This is a genomic window from Thermogemmatispora argillosa (assembly GCF_059696725.1).
The window spans coordinates 1,802,413-1,817,740 of the sequence record NZ_AP019377.1 but is presented as its reverse complement, the minus strand read 5'-3'; the positions used below and the strand labels follow the sequence as shown (position 1 = coordinate 1,817,740).

Sequence of the window (15,328 nt, the reverse complement as noted above, 5' to 3'; positions counted from 1 at the left end):
GCAATAACTGCGGCTGGCCTCTCCTCTTTCCCGCCAGCCGGGCGAGAGGAGACAGCAGGCACAGGCATTGGTCGCTCTATCTCTGCTAGCTGGAAGGAAAGACACAAGTAGCTGGTCCAATGCGATGATCATTGATTTTCATGCCCATTACCTGGCGCGTGAGCATCTCCAAATGCATGCGCGGGCCCCTGATGGGCGCATGCTTGGGTGTCGCTGGCGTGGCCAGGGGACGGATGCGGTGCTCGAGACCGGCGGGGTCCCGCTCGGGAGCGCCTGCCGGCCCGAGGACTTTTACGATCTTGATGCGCGTCTGGAACTGCTGGCGACAGCGGGCGTTGATCTACAGGTGCTTTCTCCGCCACCCTTTATGGCCTTCTACGAGCTGCCAGGCGCGGAGGCTGCTCCTCTCTTACGCGAGCAAAACGAGGCCATCGCCACCGTCGTGCGGCGTTATCCAGACTCTTTCCACGGCCTGGGCCTGGCTCCCTTGCAGGACCCGGCGCGGGCCGTCGAGGAGATCGCCTATCTGATGGATCAACTGCAGCTAGCGGGCATCGAGATGCTGACGCGCGTTAACGATTGGAATCTCGATGCGCCCGAGCTAGAGCCGGTCTGGCAGGCCCTGGATGCGCGTCGTGCCCTGGTCTTTATTCACCCGCTGGAAGTGCTGGGGGCCGAGCGGCTGACGCGCTACTATCTGCGTAACCTGCTGGGGAATCCGGCGGAAACAGCCTTTGCCCTGGCTTCGCTCCTCTTCGGGGGCGTAGTGGAGCGCTATCCGCAGATCCGCTTTCTGGCGGCTCACGGGGGAGGCGTGGCGCCGTTTGTCATAGGGCGCTGGCAGCATGGGGCTCGGGTGCGGCCTGAGCTGGCTCATCTGCGGGCATCGCCGCTGACCCTGCTGCGCCGCATCTATGTTGACTCCCTGGTGCATGATGGGGAGGCCCTGCGCTACCTGGTGAGCGTCTTGGGCGCGGAACGCGTGGTCCTTGGTTCGGATCTGCCGTTCGATATGGGCACCCGTACGCCAGTAGCTCTCTTTGGGGCCGAGCTGGCACCGCCGGAACGCCTGCAGATCCTCAGTGGCCATGCTGACCTGCTCGCGCGCTCCTGAGTGGGCCATAAGAGCCGGAGGCGAGGCCGCAAACTGCAGGCCCCTTTTCTTGCCCTGGGGGGCCTCAGAGGTCGGTGGTCGGCTCGGCTGGGCCGAATGCGCTGCCCTGCTCGGGGCCGACGCTCGGCCTGAAGAGGCCGCCTCGTCCGCTGGCTGTGGGTGCAGCGCTAGAGGGCCATGCTAGCTGAAGCTGTCGGGCAGGGCAGGCTGACCACGGCTGGGCGGCCCTGCCCTGCGCGCCGAACCGATCATGGCCAGCCTGCCTGCGTTGCCTCCCCAGCGAGGTGAGACGGATAGCCCCGGCCCGCTCAGGATCGGCTCCAGAGATTGACGTTGATAGGGGTCTCGGGATGAATCAAGTAGGAGTGGAAGAGTCCTTCTGGATCATAGCGGGCACGCACCGCTTGCAGTCGCTGCCAGTGATGCTCATCCATGAAGCGCGCCGGGCGAGTCGTGAAGTCCGAATCAGCCAGAAAGAGGCCCTCGCTGATCGGCTCGATGCGTCGCATCTGCTCAGCCAGCCAGCGGCGGCAGCGGCTGTCATCCTCGGGCTCTTTCCAAATCACATAGCTGGCGAAATAGACGTCGGCCTGCAGCGAGAGGGCCATATCCGGTAGCGGATGCAAGGGGGCCATGCCGAACCAGAGCGAGAACGACTGCGCCGTCGGCAGGCTCACAAAGGCCTCCCGCAAGACAGGGATCGCTGTGGTGGCAGGAGCATTGAGCCAGGCATTGTCGACGGCGTAGCGGTGCTCCTTGGGGTTAGCGCGCCGCTGCTCGGCGTATTCGGCGGCCAGCGTTGTCGGGACCATGACCTGCTCCAGTAGAGCGTGCTGGCGCGCAGGGCAGCTCTCAAAGGGCGCCAGAGCCTCGCGGGCCTCGGCGGGCGTCTCGGCAAAACTCAAACCCTGTACCAGAAGCACCGGGGCCGCTGTCGCCGTGAGGTCGCCGCCGCTGCCCATGCCAACAGCTACCACCTCGACGCTGGGCGCCAGGGTCGGATGTAGCTCGTAGAGCCAGCCCATGACCTCGTCGAAGAGGGCGGAGGGATAAAAGAAGCTGCTGCGCGTTAAGGCCCCTGGCAGCGGACGCACCTTGAGATAGAAGCGTGTCACGATGGCGAAGAAGCCCGGACCGGCACCGCGCGCCGCCCAGAGCAGATCGGCGTGTTGCTCCTCGTCGGCGTGGATTAGCTCCCCATCAGCGGTCACCGCGTCAATGGCCACAACCCGCTGGCAGGCCCAGCCCCAGCCACGACAGTTCCAGCCCATGCCGCCCTGCAGAAGGAAGCCGCCCAGGCCAACATCGGGGCAGTGTCCCCCAGGAAACAGCAGGCCATGCTGAACAAGCAGGCTGTTTAGCTCGCTGCCCGTGACCGCCGGACTGACGCGCACAGTGCCCGCCTCACGGTCAAGTTCGATTTGGCGCAGACCGCCCAGGTCGATGAGAAGGGCGTCATCGCGCAGACTCCAGGCGGCCCAACTGTGGCCTCCGGCCCGCACGGCCACCTTTAAACCCTGGGACCGGGCCAGGCGGACACCGGCTACGATGTCTTCTTCGCTGCTGGCCAGAAGAATAGCGGCGGGATAGCGTGCGGGCCGGCGTCCGTTGAAAATGCGCCCGCAGCGCGCCTCTTCATAGCCGTCCTCTCCCCGCCAGAACAGACGCCCCTGGAGCGCCCTCGGTGTCTGTCCTCGCTGACCCGCTTGAACCTGTTTGCTCTCTTCGCTCATGGCCACCGCCTTTCTTCGCCTACATCTGCACCTGGCTGTCTCACGGTAACTACACAAAAACACTTTATGCTAATCATTTGATGTTTGCCCTCCTATCCGCTCGAATTCCGTCCCTCCCTCTTGCCCTCTCTCCTCTCTTGCCGGGCCAGGCCTGGTCTGGCGCTTCCCCCCGTCTGGGCTGGCTGATGGGCTACCGGCCTTATGACGGGGCGACCACGCTCAGCAAATGCAGCGCTGCCCTGGTCGGGCAGGCACTGGCCTACTAGCTGGCGCCCTTCTTATGGCAGCCTCTCCCGTCCTGTGCGGGGAGAGGAGCGAACAGGCCCGCACCAGGAGCAAGAGAAGAGCGAGAGCCGTGCAGGCCCTTGCGCCTGCCCGCTACCAGGCAGTGTAGCCGGGCGGCCCGACGAAATCACTACCACTTGCTTCCGACTTCCTCTTCCGCTCGCTTCCCCCAGGGACGGACTACCTGCCGCGGCTGGCACTGGGCTGCGCTGCCAGGAGCAACGGGCCACATCCCACCTGCATGCCAGGCCAGAAGCGAGCCGGCTCGCGACCAGCAAGAGCTAGCAGGGCCAGCCCACGCGCTCAACCGATCCCTGCGCCTGCTCAAAAGCTCGCTCTCGTCCTCTTGTGAACCGGAAGCGACCGGAAAGAAAAAACGGAAGTGAGTGGTAGTGATTTTGTTTCAGGCCTCCCCTACACTGCAGAAAAAGCATAGTCACAGGCAAGTCACAGGACGACGCGGATGCGATGCGACCAGGTGACCCGGTAGACGGCGAGGGAGGGGCCAGCTTGCCCACAGGCTTCCCCACCGGTGATTACCTCGCTCGTCTATCTCGCATACCTGTTAGCTCTCTCTGCCGGTAGCGCTGAGCGAAAGGGAAGCGGACGAGCGCAGCGCTCGCTCGCTCTACCCGAGTGGCCCGAGCTGATCCGAGCACAGGGATGCCAGTAGATATATCAGCGAACACGTGCGGGAGGAGAGAAAAGCGGATTATGAGCGGGCGACTTCAAGGAAAAGTAGCCATCATTACAGGCACGGCCAGCGGCCAGGGGCGCGTTGCAGCCCTGCGCTTTGCCGCCGAGGGGTGTAAGGTAGTTGGCTGCGACCTCAACGTCGCAGGCGCTGAGGAGACCGTGCGTCTGGTGCGTGAAGCGGGCGGAGAGATGGTCTCGCTGCAGCCCTGCGATCTGAGCGATCCTGAGCAAGCGCAGCGAGTCGTCGACCTGGCGGTCAGCACCTACGGCGGCTTCGACATTCTCTATAACAACGCGGGCACGGCCTGGATTGCACCAATTGAGCAGATGACGACGCGCATGTGGCAAGATACCCTGCGCAGCGAGCTAGATAGCGTCTACTACATGTGTAAGGCCGCCTGGCCGCATCTAATCGCGCGGGGAGGAGGCTCCATCATCAATGTTGGTTCCGTCTCGGCCAAGTTTGGCAGCGAAGACGTACCGGGCCTGGCCCACGCAGCCAGCAAGGGGGCGATCATTGCTATGACGCGCCAGCTTGCTGCCGAGGGAGGCAAGTACGGCATCCGGGCCAACACTATTTCTCCGGCCCTCATCCGCACGCCGCAAACCGAATGGGCCATCAACTCCGGCGCACTCGAAGGCATCATGCGCAAACTCATGCTCAAGCGCATTGGCACACCCGAAGACGTCGTCTTTTGCGCCATCTACCTGGCCTCTGACGAAGCCTCATGGGTTACGGGGGCAGACTTCGCCGTCGATGGCGGAGCGAGCGCACTCTAGCTTGAGCGAAGGAACCGAGGAAAAGCAGGAGCGGGTCCGGGCCATTGCCAGAGCAGAGGGGCTGCTGATCCGTCCGCCTGGGCCTACCAGCTTGCCCCTGCTCAGAGAGCCAGGGACGAAACAGCCAGCCATCCAGAGGCAGGCAAGCCAACACGCCAACACACTGAACAGACAGCAAGCCAAGCCAACAAGGGAGGGAGGGGCATGATGCAAGCAGCTTCCAAAGTGGGAAGGGGCCGACAAGATACCGAGGAGGCCCCGCTGCTGGTGCTGCGTCATGTAACCAGGCGCTTCGGGGGTGTCACAGCCCTCAACGATATCAGCTTTGAAGTACGCAGGGGCGAGCTGCTCGGCGTGATTGGACCCAACGGAGCGGGCAAAAGCACCCTCCTGAGCCTCATTTCGGGGGCCCAGCGGGTCAGTGAGGGTGAAATTCTCTTTGCCGGGCAGCGCCTGGATCGCCTGCCTGCCCATGCCATCGCGCGGCTGGGCATCGGACGCGCCCATCAAATCCCGCGTCCCTTTGGACGCATGACCGTGCTGCAAAATGTCCTGATCCCCGTCCATGCCCGCCGCAACGACTCGCGCAGTCGGGGCCGCTTCACAGAGGACGCAGAGAATATTTTGCGCCTCTGTGGCCTGTTCGATCGCAAAGATCGCCAAGCTAGCTCTCTCGCTCTGCTGGACCTCAAGCGTCTGGAGCTGGCTCGCGCCCTGGCCCTGGAGCCGCGCCTGCTACTGCTAGACGAAGTCGCTGCCGGCCTGGTAGGCCAGGAGATCGAAGAGATTACCCGACTGATTGCCTCGATCCATGAGCGCGGGGTGACCATCATCCTGGTTGAGCACGTACAGGCCGTTGTGCGGGCGCTGGCCAACCGCGTCATTGTACTAGACTGGGGGCGCAAGATCGCAGAGGGGACACCTGAAGAGATCGCCCGCCATCCCGACGTCATCGCCGTCTATCTGGGCAGCGAACAAGGTGAGCCAACCGCCTCAGCCGCACCAGCCGCCAGGCCCGGAGCCGCCCCGACAGGCGCGGCGACGACGCCCGCCGACTCAGAGAGCAAGAGCAGACCTTCTCTCCCTTCTGCCCGAGCAGCGTCGACAGCGGCGGCCCGACCTTCCCCGCCGCCGCTGCTCGACGTGCAACACCTCAGTGTCGACTATGGCAAGCTGCGCGCTCTGCGCTCCCTGGATTTCCAGGTAGGGGAAGGGGAGATTGTAGCGGTCGTCGGCGCCAACGGAGCCGGCAAGACCACGCTGACCCAGGCCATCAGCGGCCTGGTACCCGTCAGCGAAGGTCGCATTCTCTTTGCGGGTCAAGAGATTACGCGTCTGCCGGCCCATCAGCGCGCTCGCCTGGGCATCGCCCTCTGCCACGAGGGGCGACGGCTCTTCCGCGAGCAGACAGTACGTGAAAACCTGGAGCTGGGCGCCGCCTACGCCGCGCGCGGAGCTATCACCTCCTTCACCGAGCGCCTGGAGCGCGTCTATGATCTCTTCCCAGTTCTACGCGAACGCGCCAGCAGCCAGGCGGGCCGCCTCTCCGGTGGTCAACAGCAGATGGTCGCTATCGGACGAGCCTTGATGGCGGAGCCGCGCCTGCTGCTGCTCGATGAGCTGTCATTAGGCCTGGCGCCGGCGGTTGTCGACCAGCTTTTTGCTGCTCTGCCGCGCATTCTGGCCTGGGGGATCAGCGTCGTTCTCATCGAACAGCATGTCCAGCGTTCGCTCGCCGTAGCCGACCGTGTCTACGTGCTGGAGCGGGGGCGTGTCGTCTTCTGCGGTACGCCGGACCAGGTCCGCGCCCACCCGGCGCTGCAGCAAGCCTATCTTGGCATGGCGACCTCCCCCGCCTCACCGTCCGACCTGCTGCCCGCCGGCGAGCAAGAGCAGCACCCCGTCTCGGGAGGATAGGCCCTGCCCGTTCTGGCGTCCATCGAGCCAGCACCAGGCTTGACAGGCAGGCCCGATTATCGATCTATCCGTCTATCCAGCCAGCCATCAGCGCCCACGCGAGCAGAGAAGATCGCTAGCGTTCAGCGGCGAACGTCTCCGCCAGAGAGAGACAGACAGAGGAGGAGAATGTACATGAGCAGAGTCTCTAAGGCAGCGCGGTCCTTATTTTTCCTGGTCCTGCTGACTGTGAGCACGGTCGCCTGTGGCGGCACAGGCAGCGGCTCCGGGAACCAGACCATCGTGATCGGGGCAACGCTGCCCCTGACGGGATCACTGGCCGCCGTCGGCGTCCTGCTGAAAGCCGGCTATCAGGCCGCTGTCGATGACATTAACGCCGCCGGGGGCCTGGAGATCAATGGCCAGAAATACCACGTCAACCTGATCATTCTTGACAATACCTCCGATCCCAATACCGCCAGCAATCAGGCGACAACCCTCTATTTACAGAATAACGCCGTGGCCCTCTTGGGACCGTTCACGCCGCCGCTGGTCATCCCGGTCTCGCAGGTGGCCGAGCGCGTCAAGCGCCCACTGATCTCGACGACCGCTCCCATTGAAGCCTGGCTCTCGGCGCGCCCCTCGGGCTGGCAATATGCCTGGGATGTCTTCTTTGACGAGAAGCAACAGACGGCCATGAGCTTCCAGGTAGCCAACATGGTCAAGACCAATAAGCGCGTTGCGCTTTTCACCGACAACGAAGAGGACGGCGTCACAATGGGCAAGCTGTGGACCGAGGAGGCGCCGCAATTTGGCTACACCATCGCTTACCATGCTATCTTCCCCGTTGGCACCACGAATTTCTCTAGCCAGATTGCCGCGGCCAAAGCGGCCAATGCCGAGGTGCTGATCACCCAGATGACGCCGCCCGATGCAATGGCCCTCTGGAAGCAAATGAAGGCCCTGGGCTACCACCCGATCATTGCCGAAAGTGAGAAAGGGGCCTCAACCACAACCTGGATGCAGGCCCTGGGCAACGTCGGCGAAGGCGCCCTGATCGCCAATTTCTGGTCGCGCTCCTTTAGCTATCCTGGCAGCCAGGAACTGGCAGCGCGGGCCCAGAAAGCCGGGATCAAGGCCACCATCGAGCAGGCCGGCTACATCATGGGCTACTCGATTACGCAGGTGCTCTTTGACGCCATCAAAAAAGCTGGCTCAACCGATCCCGCCGCCATTAACCGCGCCATTGGCCAGACCAACAAGACCTACCCCGTCGGCCCGATCCACTTCAACAGCAACCATGCTGATCCTATTCAGGCCATCATGCTGCAGTGGCAAGACGGCGAGACGGTCCAGGTCTATCCGCCAGTCTCGGGGGTGAGCCTGGAGGCGCCCGCCAGAGGCCTGGCCTGAGCTAAGCGGGCCAGGGCCGGCGAAGGACCCGCCTTGCGGGAGAGGAACGGGCAAGAGCCGGGCAGAGCAAAGGCAGATGCGCCCACAAAGCTCTATGCCCTTCCGGTGGTTGCGCTAGTCCATGCGGAGCCAGGCCTGATCGGGCCTGGCCCCGCCGCGGCCTCTGACTGCACCGGCTAATGAGCCTGGCCCTGGTTGGGCCGCTGTCGCTGTGCGGCAGGCTGCTGTCTGGTAGAAGGAAGGAGAGAGACCTCTATGTTTCTCTACCATCTGATTGATGGCTTTTTCCTGGGCGGCCTCTACGTGACCATCGCCCTGGGGCTGACGCTGGTCTTTGGCGTCATGAATACGGTTAATCTGGCTCAGGGCGAGGTGCTCATCGGCTCCGCCTACCTCACCTATACATTGTCAAGCATCACCCATCTTGACCCGCTGCTCTGTCTGCTCCTGGTGGCCCCCATCATGTTCATCATTGGCTATGGGGTGCAGCGTCTCCTGCTGAACCCGCTCATTCCACGCGGACAAGAGACCCTGCTTGTGGCAACCTTTGGGCTGCTGCTGGTCGCAGAAACGCTTTTTGGGCTGATCTACGGCAATAACACCCTCTCGCTGAGCGCTCCCTACACCCTGACCGGTCTCACTATCTTCGGTGATACCGTGCGCAGCATCTACGTGATTGCCCTGGTAGCTGCCCTGCTCCTGGTGGTGGGAACCCACTGGCTCCTGACCTCTCTGCCACTGGGGAAAGCCATTCGGGCGGCGGCAGAAGATCCCGGCGCCGCGGCCTCAATTGGCATCAACGTGCCCCTGGTCTATGGCATCACCTTCGGGCTAGCGGCAGCCATTTCCGCCGTAGGGGGAACACTGATTGGCCTCTCCTTCGGCTTTGGCCCGACCACCGGCTCTAGCTGGCTGCTGCGCAGCTTCACAGTGATTGTGCTGGGCGGTATGGGCTCGCTGTGGGGAACGCTCATCGGCGGATTGCTGATTGGCATGTTGGAAGAGGTGGCGGCTAGCATTGTCGGACCGCAGTTCCGCGATCTGATTGTCTTTGGCTTCCTGGTCATGGTGCTCATTGTACGGCCCGAGGGCTTCTTTGGTCAGCGTGTGGGGGTGGCAAAATGACAAGGCATTCCGCTCAGTCAGATCGGCCCGCTGGTGCTCTGAGCTGGTGGGGGCGCCTGCAGCGCCTGGTCCCCTGGGTTGGTTGGGCCGTCCTGGGGCTGCTGCTGGTCCTGGCCTGGCTAGGACCGCTCTATCTGAGCACCTTTGATCTGATCCTGGCCTTTACGCTCTTTAACTATATGACGATGGCCCAGTCCTGGAATTTGCTGGGCGGCTACGGAGGCCAATTCTCATTAGGCCACTCGCTCTTTGTGGGGGCTGGCTCCTATACGATCGCTGTGCTGCTCCTTCATACCGGGCTCCCCTTGCTGCTTGATCTGCTCCTGAGTGGCCTGCTGGCAGCGGTCCTGGCGACCCTGGCAGCGCTCTTACTGATGCGCCTGCGCGAAGCCTACTTTTCGATCGGCTCGCTAGGGTTGGCGATGGCAAGCCTGACCTGGATGCTCAATTGGACCTTCACTGGCGCCACAAGCGGTCTGAACCTGCCGCCCGCCGCAACTCTGGATTACTCAACCCTCTATTATCTGGCCCTGGGGTTGCTGATGGCGACAACCCTGACGATCGTGCTCCTGGTGCGCAGCCCCTTCGGCCTGCGCCTGATGGCCATCCGGGATGATCAGGAAGCCGCTGCCGAGCTAGGAGTTAACAGCTTTCCAGTGAAGCTGGTGACCTTTGCGATCAGCGCCTTCTTTGTGGGGATCGCTGGCGGACTCATCGCCCTCAACAAGCTGGAGATCGAGCCGGATTCGGCTTTCAGCATGAACTGGGTGATTACGATGATCATTATTACGATCATCGGAGGCATCGCGACCTCGACAGGGCCGCTGGTGGGGGCAGTGGTCTTCTTTACACTGCAGCAGGTGCTGCAGAACTCGCAGGACTTGAGCAGCCTCTTGACCGGCCTGCTGCTGATCGTGATTATTCGCCTGGCGCCCGAGGGGCTCTGGCCGCTGGTGCTGAAGCTGGGGCGCCGCCTGGGTGAGGCCCTCATAGCGCGCCTGGGGCCTGGCGAGGCGCCCGCGGGAGCACTGACCAGCGAGGAGAGGCTGACGGGCCGACCCGGTCTGGGCGAAGGCTAGTACAGGCCAAGAGCACCGCGGCAGGCCTCGGTCAGGATACAGCAGAGCTGCCGCCCTCCTGCGCAGTGTGTGAGAAGTGCAAAGATATTCACCAAGGAGAGAGGAAGGTCACCGTGAAGTTCGCTCGGATCGCTATGACTGGTGTTGAAGGAGATGAAGCACGCCTGGCGGTAGTACAACCGGAAGAGCAGCGCGTTATTGATCTGGCGACGGCCTGGCGCCTGCGTCTCGAAAGGAAGGGAGCGACGCGCGAAGCGGCCCGCCGCCTGGCGGGGGCACTCTTCCCTCCCAGTATGAGCGCTGCCATCGCTCTGGGCGAGACCTTTATCGAGGCGGCGGCCGAAGCCAGCCTGTCCCCGCCGGAAGAGGCCGTACAGGCACTAGAGAAGGTGCGCTGGCTGGCGCCGCTTGATCCTCCTCTGATCCGCGACTTCACCGCCTTTGAGCAGCACGTACGCAACATGGCGGCGCGCCAGGGAGGAAAGGTCTTCCCCGAGTTCTATCAGAGGCCGCCCTACTTCAAAATCAATCCGCTGGCGATCATCGCCCCCGGCGCCGAGGTGCCCTGGCCACACTATACCCGCCATCTGGACTACGAGCTAGAAATCGGACTGGTCATCGGCCGCGTGGGCCGCAATGTCTCCCCCGAGGAGGCGCGCCGCCTGCTCTTTGGCGTGACCATCCTTAACGACTTTAGTGCACGCGATGTCCAGGGACCCGAGATGAGCAGTGGTTTCGGCCCGGCCAAAGGGAAGGACTTCGCGACCGCCCTCGGGCCGTGGATCGCTACTTGCGATGAGCTTGATCTGAATGGACTAACAATGGTGGCCCGTGTAAACGGTGAGGAGTGGTCGCGCGGCTCTACAGCAAGCCTGACCTGGAAGATTGAGGAGCTGGTAGCGTATGCCGCCTGTGGTGAGACGCTCTGGCCCGGCGAGCTGCTTGGCTCTGGCACGGTCGGTACAGGCAGCGGCGCCGAGCAGGGGCGCTCTCTGCAGCCAGGCGATGTCGTTGAACTAGAAGTGACGGGTCTGGGAGTGCTGCGCAACCGCATTGGTCAGCCAGAGCCGTCCGGTTGGCTGCCGGAGCCGCGTCAGCCCGCCCGGCGCTGAGGCATGACCCCCCTCGCCAGCGCACCGCGCCGCACCGATGGCGACAAGGAAAGAGGGGGAAGAAACCTCGCGCCACTCTGAGCGCTTGCTTGTCAGCCGCTATCGCCAGTCAACAGTGAGCAGACGATAAGGAAGGTCGTGGCCACCCTCATCGTGGTTGCCCCTACCCTCTACCTGGGCTGTGGGCGCGTCGAAGCCTGGCCGCTCTATCGCACGTTCCATCCGCTCGTCCGTCCACCCATCCCAGGTCGACGCGTCTCCCCCCCACGGCCTTCCCCCCTCTCCCTCCCTTTTCTCTCCTCCTCATTATCTCGTATCTCTGGGCCTGGCCTCTCCCCTGTTCTGGCCAGCGGGCGCCTTGACAAAGAGGCGTGGGCCGGTTATACTCTATCCAGTATTCTGGATATTGAGTGAGAGCACCGTGAGCAGAGCGAAGGAGAGCGCCAGTAGCATGGTCCTGCCGGAGGCGGAAGACTTCCTATCCCAGACGGGCAAAGTGACCCTCGGACTAGCGCGGCTCTTGCTGAACTATCGTCAAGGGGAGCGACTGCCGCGCATGGTAGACGTAGCGCGTCGGCTGCGGGCCGGCAATGGCACCGTGCAAGAAGCCTTTAGCTACCTCACGCGGGCTGGGGCCATTGTGGTGGCCGCGCATGGGTCGCAAGGCTCCATTCTTGAGCAAGTGAACTATCCGCTGCTCTGGCGCTATGCCGGCAACGAGTGGATCATCGGCTCTATGCCCTTGCCCTACACTCTGCGCTACGAGGGACTGGCCACGGCCCTCTACGACCAGCTCGAGGCCTCGGGCCTGCCCTTCAACATGACCTACCAGCGCGGTTCCCTCTCGCGGGCCGAGATGGTGCGTCAGGGCCACTATCACTACGCGGTCATGTCGCTGCTGGCTGCCGAGCATCTGGCTGAGCGCCATCCCGAGCTAGCCATTGTCGCCAGTCTACCACCTGGCTCCTATGTCAGTGAGCACGTACTCATCAGCCGTCTACCGCGCGAGCAGATCCGCCGTGTCGGTGTCGATCAGACCTCCCTTGATGAGATCCTGCTCACCGCTGAGGAATTTCGCGAGCGCAGCGACTGGGAGAGCGTGCCAGCCCGGCGCCTGCAGGTACTTGACCTGCTGCGCGAAGGGCAATTTGACGCCATCATCTGGAACCGTGAAGGCGTAGGTAACCTGCCCTCCGACCTGCTCCTGTTGCCGCTACAAGGCGATCACCGTCTGCGCACCCTGGCGACCCAGGCCGCCATAGTCGCCCTGCGCGATGCTCCCGTCTATCAGGTGCTGACCAGCATTTTCGCGCCCGAGGCCATCACCAGCGCTCAGCAGGAGGTGCTTAATCAGCGGCGCCTGCCGCGCTATTGACGCGGCAAAGGAGACCCCCAGGCCAGGCCAGGCCCGCCCGCTCCGCTCGCCTCGCCCGCCTGCTCATATCCAGCGAGCGACCCGGAAAGGAGCGACCCAACGAGATGGAAGCAGACCTTGAGCAGCGGCTGACCGTTTTCGAACGCGAGGGACTGGCGGCGCCGGAGATCGTGGCCTTTGTGCGCGAGATCGCAGGCTGGCTAGAGCAAGAGGCGCAATGCATAGGCGATGAAGAGCACATGGGGCCGCTGATCAGTCACCTGCTGCTCGCGCTGGAGCGTGTGCGCCGGGGGGAAGAACTAGGCTCGGCCTGGAGTCCTCTGGTGCACGAGGAAGCCAATGCCCTCAGAACCTTGCCCCGCCTGCAGGCCTGGGCTGAGGCCATCCGCGAGCGGGCACGCCAGCGCCTCGGTCTGAGCCTGCCCGCACAAGAAGAAGACTTTCTCCTGCTCCATCTGGGCGCCCTGGTGCTGCGCGGGCAGGACACCTAAGCCCTCCCCCTCCAGGCCGGCAGGACGGGCGAAGCGGCTGGCACACGAACAGAGGCGAAAGGAGGTGAGTTGACCTGACTGTCTGGTGCCGCTGACTCAGTCGATCAACAACATGACCGGACGACAGAAAAGCCTGGCACAGACCTTTCTACCAGGCTGCCATCAGAGAGGCAGGAGGTGCGCAAGCGATGGCAACCATCTACATTGGCGGGGTGGGCAAGGCTGATCTCAAGCGTCTGCTCGAACAGCGTCGTGATCCCACCCTCAAAGTAGTCGTGAGCAACGATCTGGAGGCGGGCCAACTCCTCAAGCGCAGCAGTGATGCCTACTACATCGGCACCTGCCACACCGGGGCGGGCGGCTCGCTGGGAGCCTTAATGGCCTTCCTCGGACGGCAGCGCTGCCACACTTTCGGGCGGCAGGCCCGCGTCAGCGTCGAAGAAGTACAGAAGCTGCTGGCGGCTGGCATTCGAGCCTTTGGCGTCTCGGTTGACCAGATCAATACCATTGTCCCCATCCTGATCGAGGCCATTCAGGGATACCAGGCGCCACGTTCCTAACCCAAACCGCGCTTGCCGTTGTTCGCCGTCTCCCTGCATAGTGAGCGACAGCGCATGCAAGCAGCATGCAGCAAGCCAAGCGAAGCGAAGCGGCAGCAGCTTGCTCCTCGACCGAAGCCCAGCATAGAGAAAGACGTTGTGCCGCGCCAGCGCCCGCCGCTTGCTTGGCTGAGCCGGAGAGCGGAGCGCCTAGCCCGACCTGTCCCGTGCGCGCCTGCTCCCGGGCCTGGCAGACAGACAGACAGACAGGCGGGTACGAGGCGTAGCCGGACGTCGTGAAAGGAAAGGACCGCTATGAGTCTGCATCTGACGCCCCTGGTCATTATCTTCACCATTCTCGCAACGGCCTTTGCCGCGCTCCTCTCGCAGATGGCCCTGGCCGTCTTCAACGACGGCGTGCGGCCCTTCCTGCTTGACTTTTACCGTGGAGAGCTGGCGCGTCCCCAGATGACCGCCATCGCCTTTGGCCTCTCGGCGGGCTTCATCTTTGGCCTCGGCGTGCCCGTAGCCTTCTCCTCTGGTGTCCTCAACCCCTGGGTACTCTTTCTGCCGTCAGACATCCTCGGCATTCTCTCGCCGCGCAAGTGGATCGCCCCCATCCTGGGCGCCGCCTGGGGGGCGGTAGTGGTCTTTGGTCTCAGCGCCGCTACGGCTGCTGCCAACAGCCTGCCAGTGAACTTCCTGACGGCCATGCAGCAGATGTCGACGCCCATCCTCTATCTCTTCTCTTTCTTCCCGGCGGTAGCGGTGACGATGCAATTCGGGCGTGTGCGAGGCCTCATTACCTTTGTAGTCAGCGTCCTGGTAATGCTGGTCACCATGAAATGGCTGCCGTCGGTCTTCCCGGGAGCGACCACGATGGCGGTCGGCGTCATCATGCTGGTCGCTTTGGCAGTGGTGGAAGAGGTGACGCGGGCGCGTAGCGAGCGGCTGCAGACGCAAACTGCGGCGGCGGGAGCGGAGGGCGCTGCAGATGATGACCCGCCGGCTGAGGCCGGTGCGGGGAGCGCCGTCGCCGATGAAGAGACCTCGTCGATCTTTGCCGCCAATGCGGCGCGCCTGCGGCGGCATGCTCCCTATTTTATGATCATGGGGCTGCTGCTCGGCGTTCTGGTCAATACGCATATGTTTGCCGGCGGCGAAGCGACCAGCTACATTATTGCCAAAGGGCAGTTTGCCAATGCGGCCCAGATCGACTTTTATCGCGCCCTCGGCTTCATTCCTCTGATTGTGACGACGGCGGTCGCCTCGGGAGCCTTCCAGATTGTGGGGTTTACCCTGATCTACCCGATCGCCTATCTGTTGCCCAATCCGGTGCTGGCGGCCATTGCGGGGGCCTTACTCTTCGGCGTCGAGGTCTTTATTCTGAGCTATATCGCCAAAGGGATTGCGGCCCTGCATACCATTCGCGATGCCTCCGATAACATTCGCAATGCCATCAACCTGACGCTGGAGGTGGCCATTCTCTTCGGCTCCCTGGCGGCGGGCAACGCTATGGCCGGTGGCCTGGGCATCGCCATTGTCGGGGGTCTCTATGCCCTCAATGAAGTCCTGGGACGTCCGGTAGTACGCATGGCTGCTGGACCGGTTGGAGTAATCATTGCTGGGGTGGTCCTGAACCTGTTGGCCTACGTCCATCTCTTTACGCCGATCCCCATCAAGTAACTAT

13 protein-coding genes are annotated in these 15,328 nt (G+C 63.2%); 12 read left to right on the top strand and 1 reads right to left on the bottom strand.

Annotated elements, in window-relative coordinates:
* The first annotated feature begins 124 nt into the window (after positions 1-124).
* Complete coding sequence (locus AC6H1L_RS07055) at positions 125-1,114, top strand: amidohydrolase family protein (RefSeq protein WP_497600823.1); 990 nt, start codon at positions 125-127, stop codon at positions 1,112-1,114.
* Between the two features lie 308 nt (positions 1,115-1,422).
* Here AC6H1L_RS07055 and AC6H1L_RS07050 read toward each other — a convergent pair whose 3' ends face one another.
* Positions 1,423-2,847 carry an FAD-binding oxidoreductase gene (locus AC6H1L_RS07050; RefSeq protein ID WP_497600822.1) on the bottom strand — a complete coding sequence of 475 codons (1,425 nt, stop codon included), beginning with the start codon at positions 2,845-2,847 and terminating at the stop codon, positions 1,423-1,425.
* Positions 2,848-3,846: 999 nt separating this feature from the next.
* Here AC6H1L_RS07050 and AC6H1L_RS07045 point away from each other — a divergent pair.
* The 11 genes from AC6H1L_RS07045 (at position 3,847) to AC6H1L_RS06995 (ending at position 15,324) form a co-directional block, all read left to right on the top strand.
* A complete protein-coding gene (locus AC6H1L_RS07045; protein WP_497600821.1) occupies positions 3,847-4,608 on the top strand; it encodes an SDR family NAD(P)-dependent oxidoreductase in 762 nt (253 codons plus the stop codon).
* Between the two features lie 204 nt (positions 4,609-4,812).
* A complete protein-coding gene (locus tag AC6H1L_RS07040) occupies positions 4,813-6,525 on the top strand; it encodes an ATP-binding cassette domain-containing protein (protein ID WP_497600820.1) in 1,713 nt (570 codons plus the stop codon).
* A gap of 174 nt (positions 6,526-6,699) precedes the next feature.
* On the top strand, positions 6,700-7,917 hold the full coding sequence (locus AC6H1L_RS07035; RefSeq protein WP_497600819.1) for an amino acid ABC transporter substrate-binding protein: 1,218 nt from the start codon (positions 6,700-6,702) through the stop codon (positions 7,915-7,917).
* Between the two features lie 255 nt (positions 7,918-8,172).
* On the top strand, positions 8,173-9,042 hold the full coding sequence (locus tag AC6H1L_RS07030) for a branched-chain amino acid ABC transporter permease (protein WP_497600818.1): 870 nt from the start codon (positions 8,173-8,175) through the stop codon (positions 9,040-9,042).
* Positions 9,039-10,121, top strand: a complete 1,083-nt coding sequence (locus tag AC6H1L_RS07025; protein ID WP_497600817.1) for a branched-chain amino acid ABC transporter permease — start codon at positions 9,039-9,041, stop codon at positions 10,119-10,121. Before AC6H1L_RS07030 ends, AC6H1L_RS07025 begins: the two co-directional genes overlap by 4 nt.
* A 134-nt stretch (positions 10,122-10,255) precedes the next feature.
* A complete protein-coding gene (locus AC6H1L_RS07020) occupies positions 10,256-11,233 on the top strand; it encodes a fumarylacetoacetate hydrolase family protein (RefSeq protein WP_497600816.1) in 978 nt (325 codons plus the stop codon).
* 138 nt (positions 11,234-11,371) lie between these two features.
* Positions 11,372-11,647, top strand: coding sequence for a hypothetical protein (locus tag AC6H1L_RS07015; RefSeq protein ID WP_497600815.1), 276 nt, complete (start codon positions 11,372-11,374; stop codon positions 11,645-11,647).
* A gap of 37 nt (positions 11,648-11,684) precedes the next feature.
* Positions 11,685-12,608, top strand: a complete 924-nt coding sequence (gene yhfZ, locus AC6H1L_RS07010; RefSeq protein ID WP_497600814.1) for a GntR family transcriptional regulator YhfZ — start codon at positions 11,685-11,687, stop codon at positions 12,606-12,608.
* Between the two features lie 104 nt (positions 12,609-12,712).
* Complete coding sequence (locus AC6H1L_RS07005; protein WP_497600813.1) at positions 12,713-13,099, top strand: hypothetical protein; 387 nt, start codon at positions 12,713-12,715, stop codon at positions 13,097-13,099.
* Positions 13,100-13,287: 188 nt separating this feature from the next.
* Positions 13,288-13,659: a DUF2620 family protein gene (locus tag AC6H1L_RS07000; protein WP_497600812.1), complete on the top strand. Its 372-nt coding sequence runs from the start codon at positions 13,288-13,290 to the stop codon at positions 13,657-13,659.
* A gap of 294 nt (positions 13,660-13,953) precedes the next feature.
* Positions 13,954-15,324, top strand: a complete 1,371-nt coding sequence (locus AC6H1L_RS06995) for a YhfT family protein (RefSeq protein WP_497600811.1) — start codon at positions 13,954-13,956, stop codon at positions 15,322-15,324.
* The last annotated feature ends 4 nt before the right edge of the window (positions 15,325-15,328 follow it).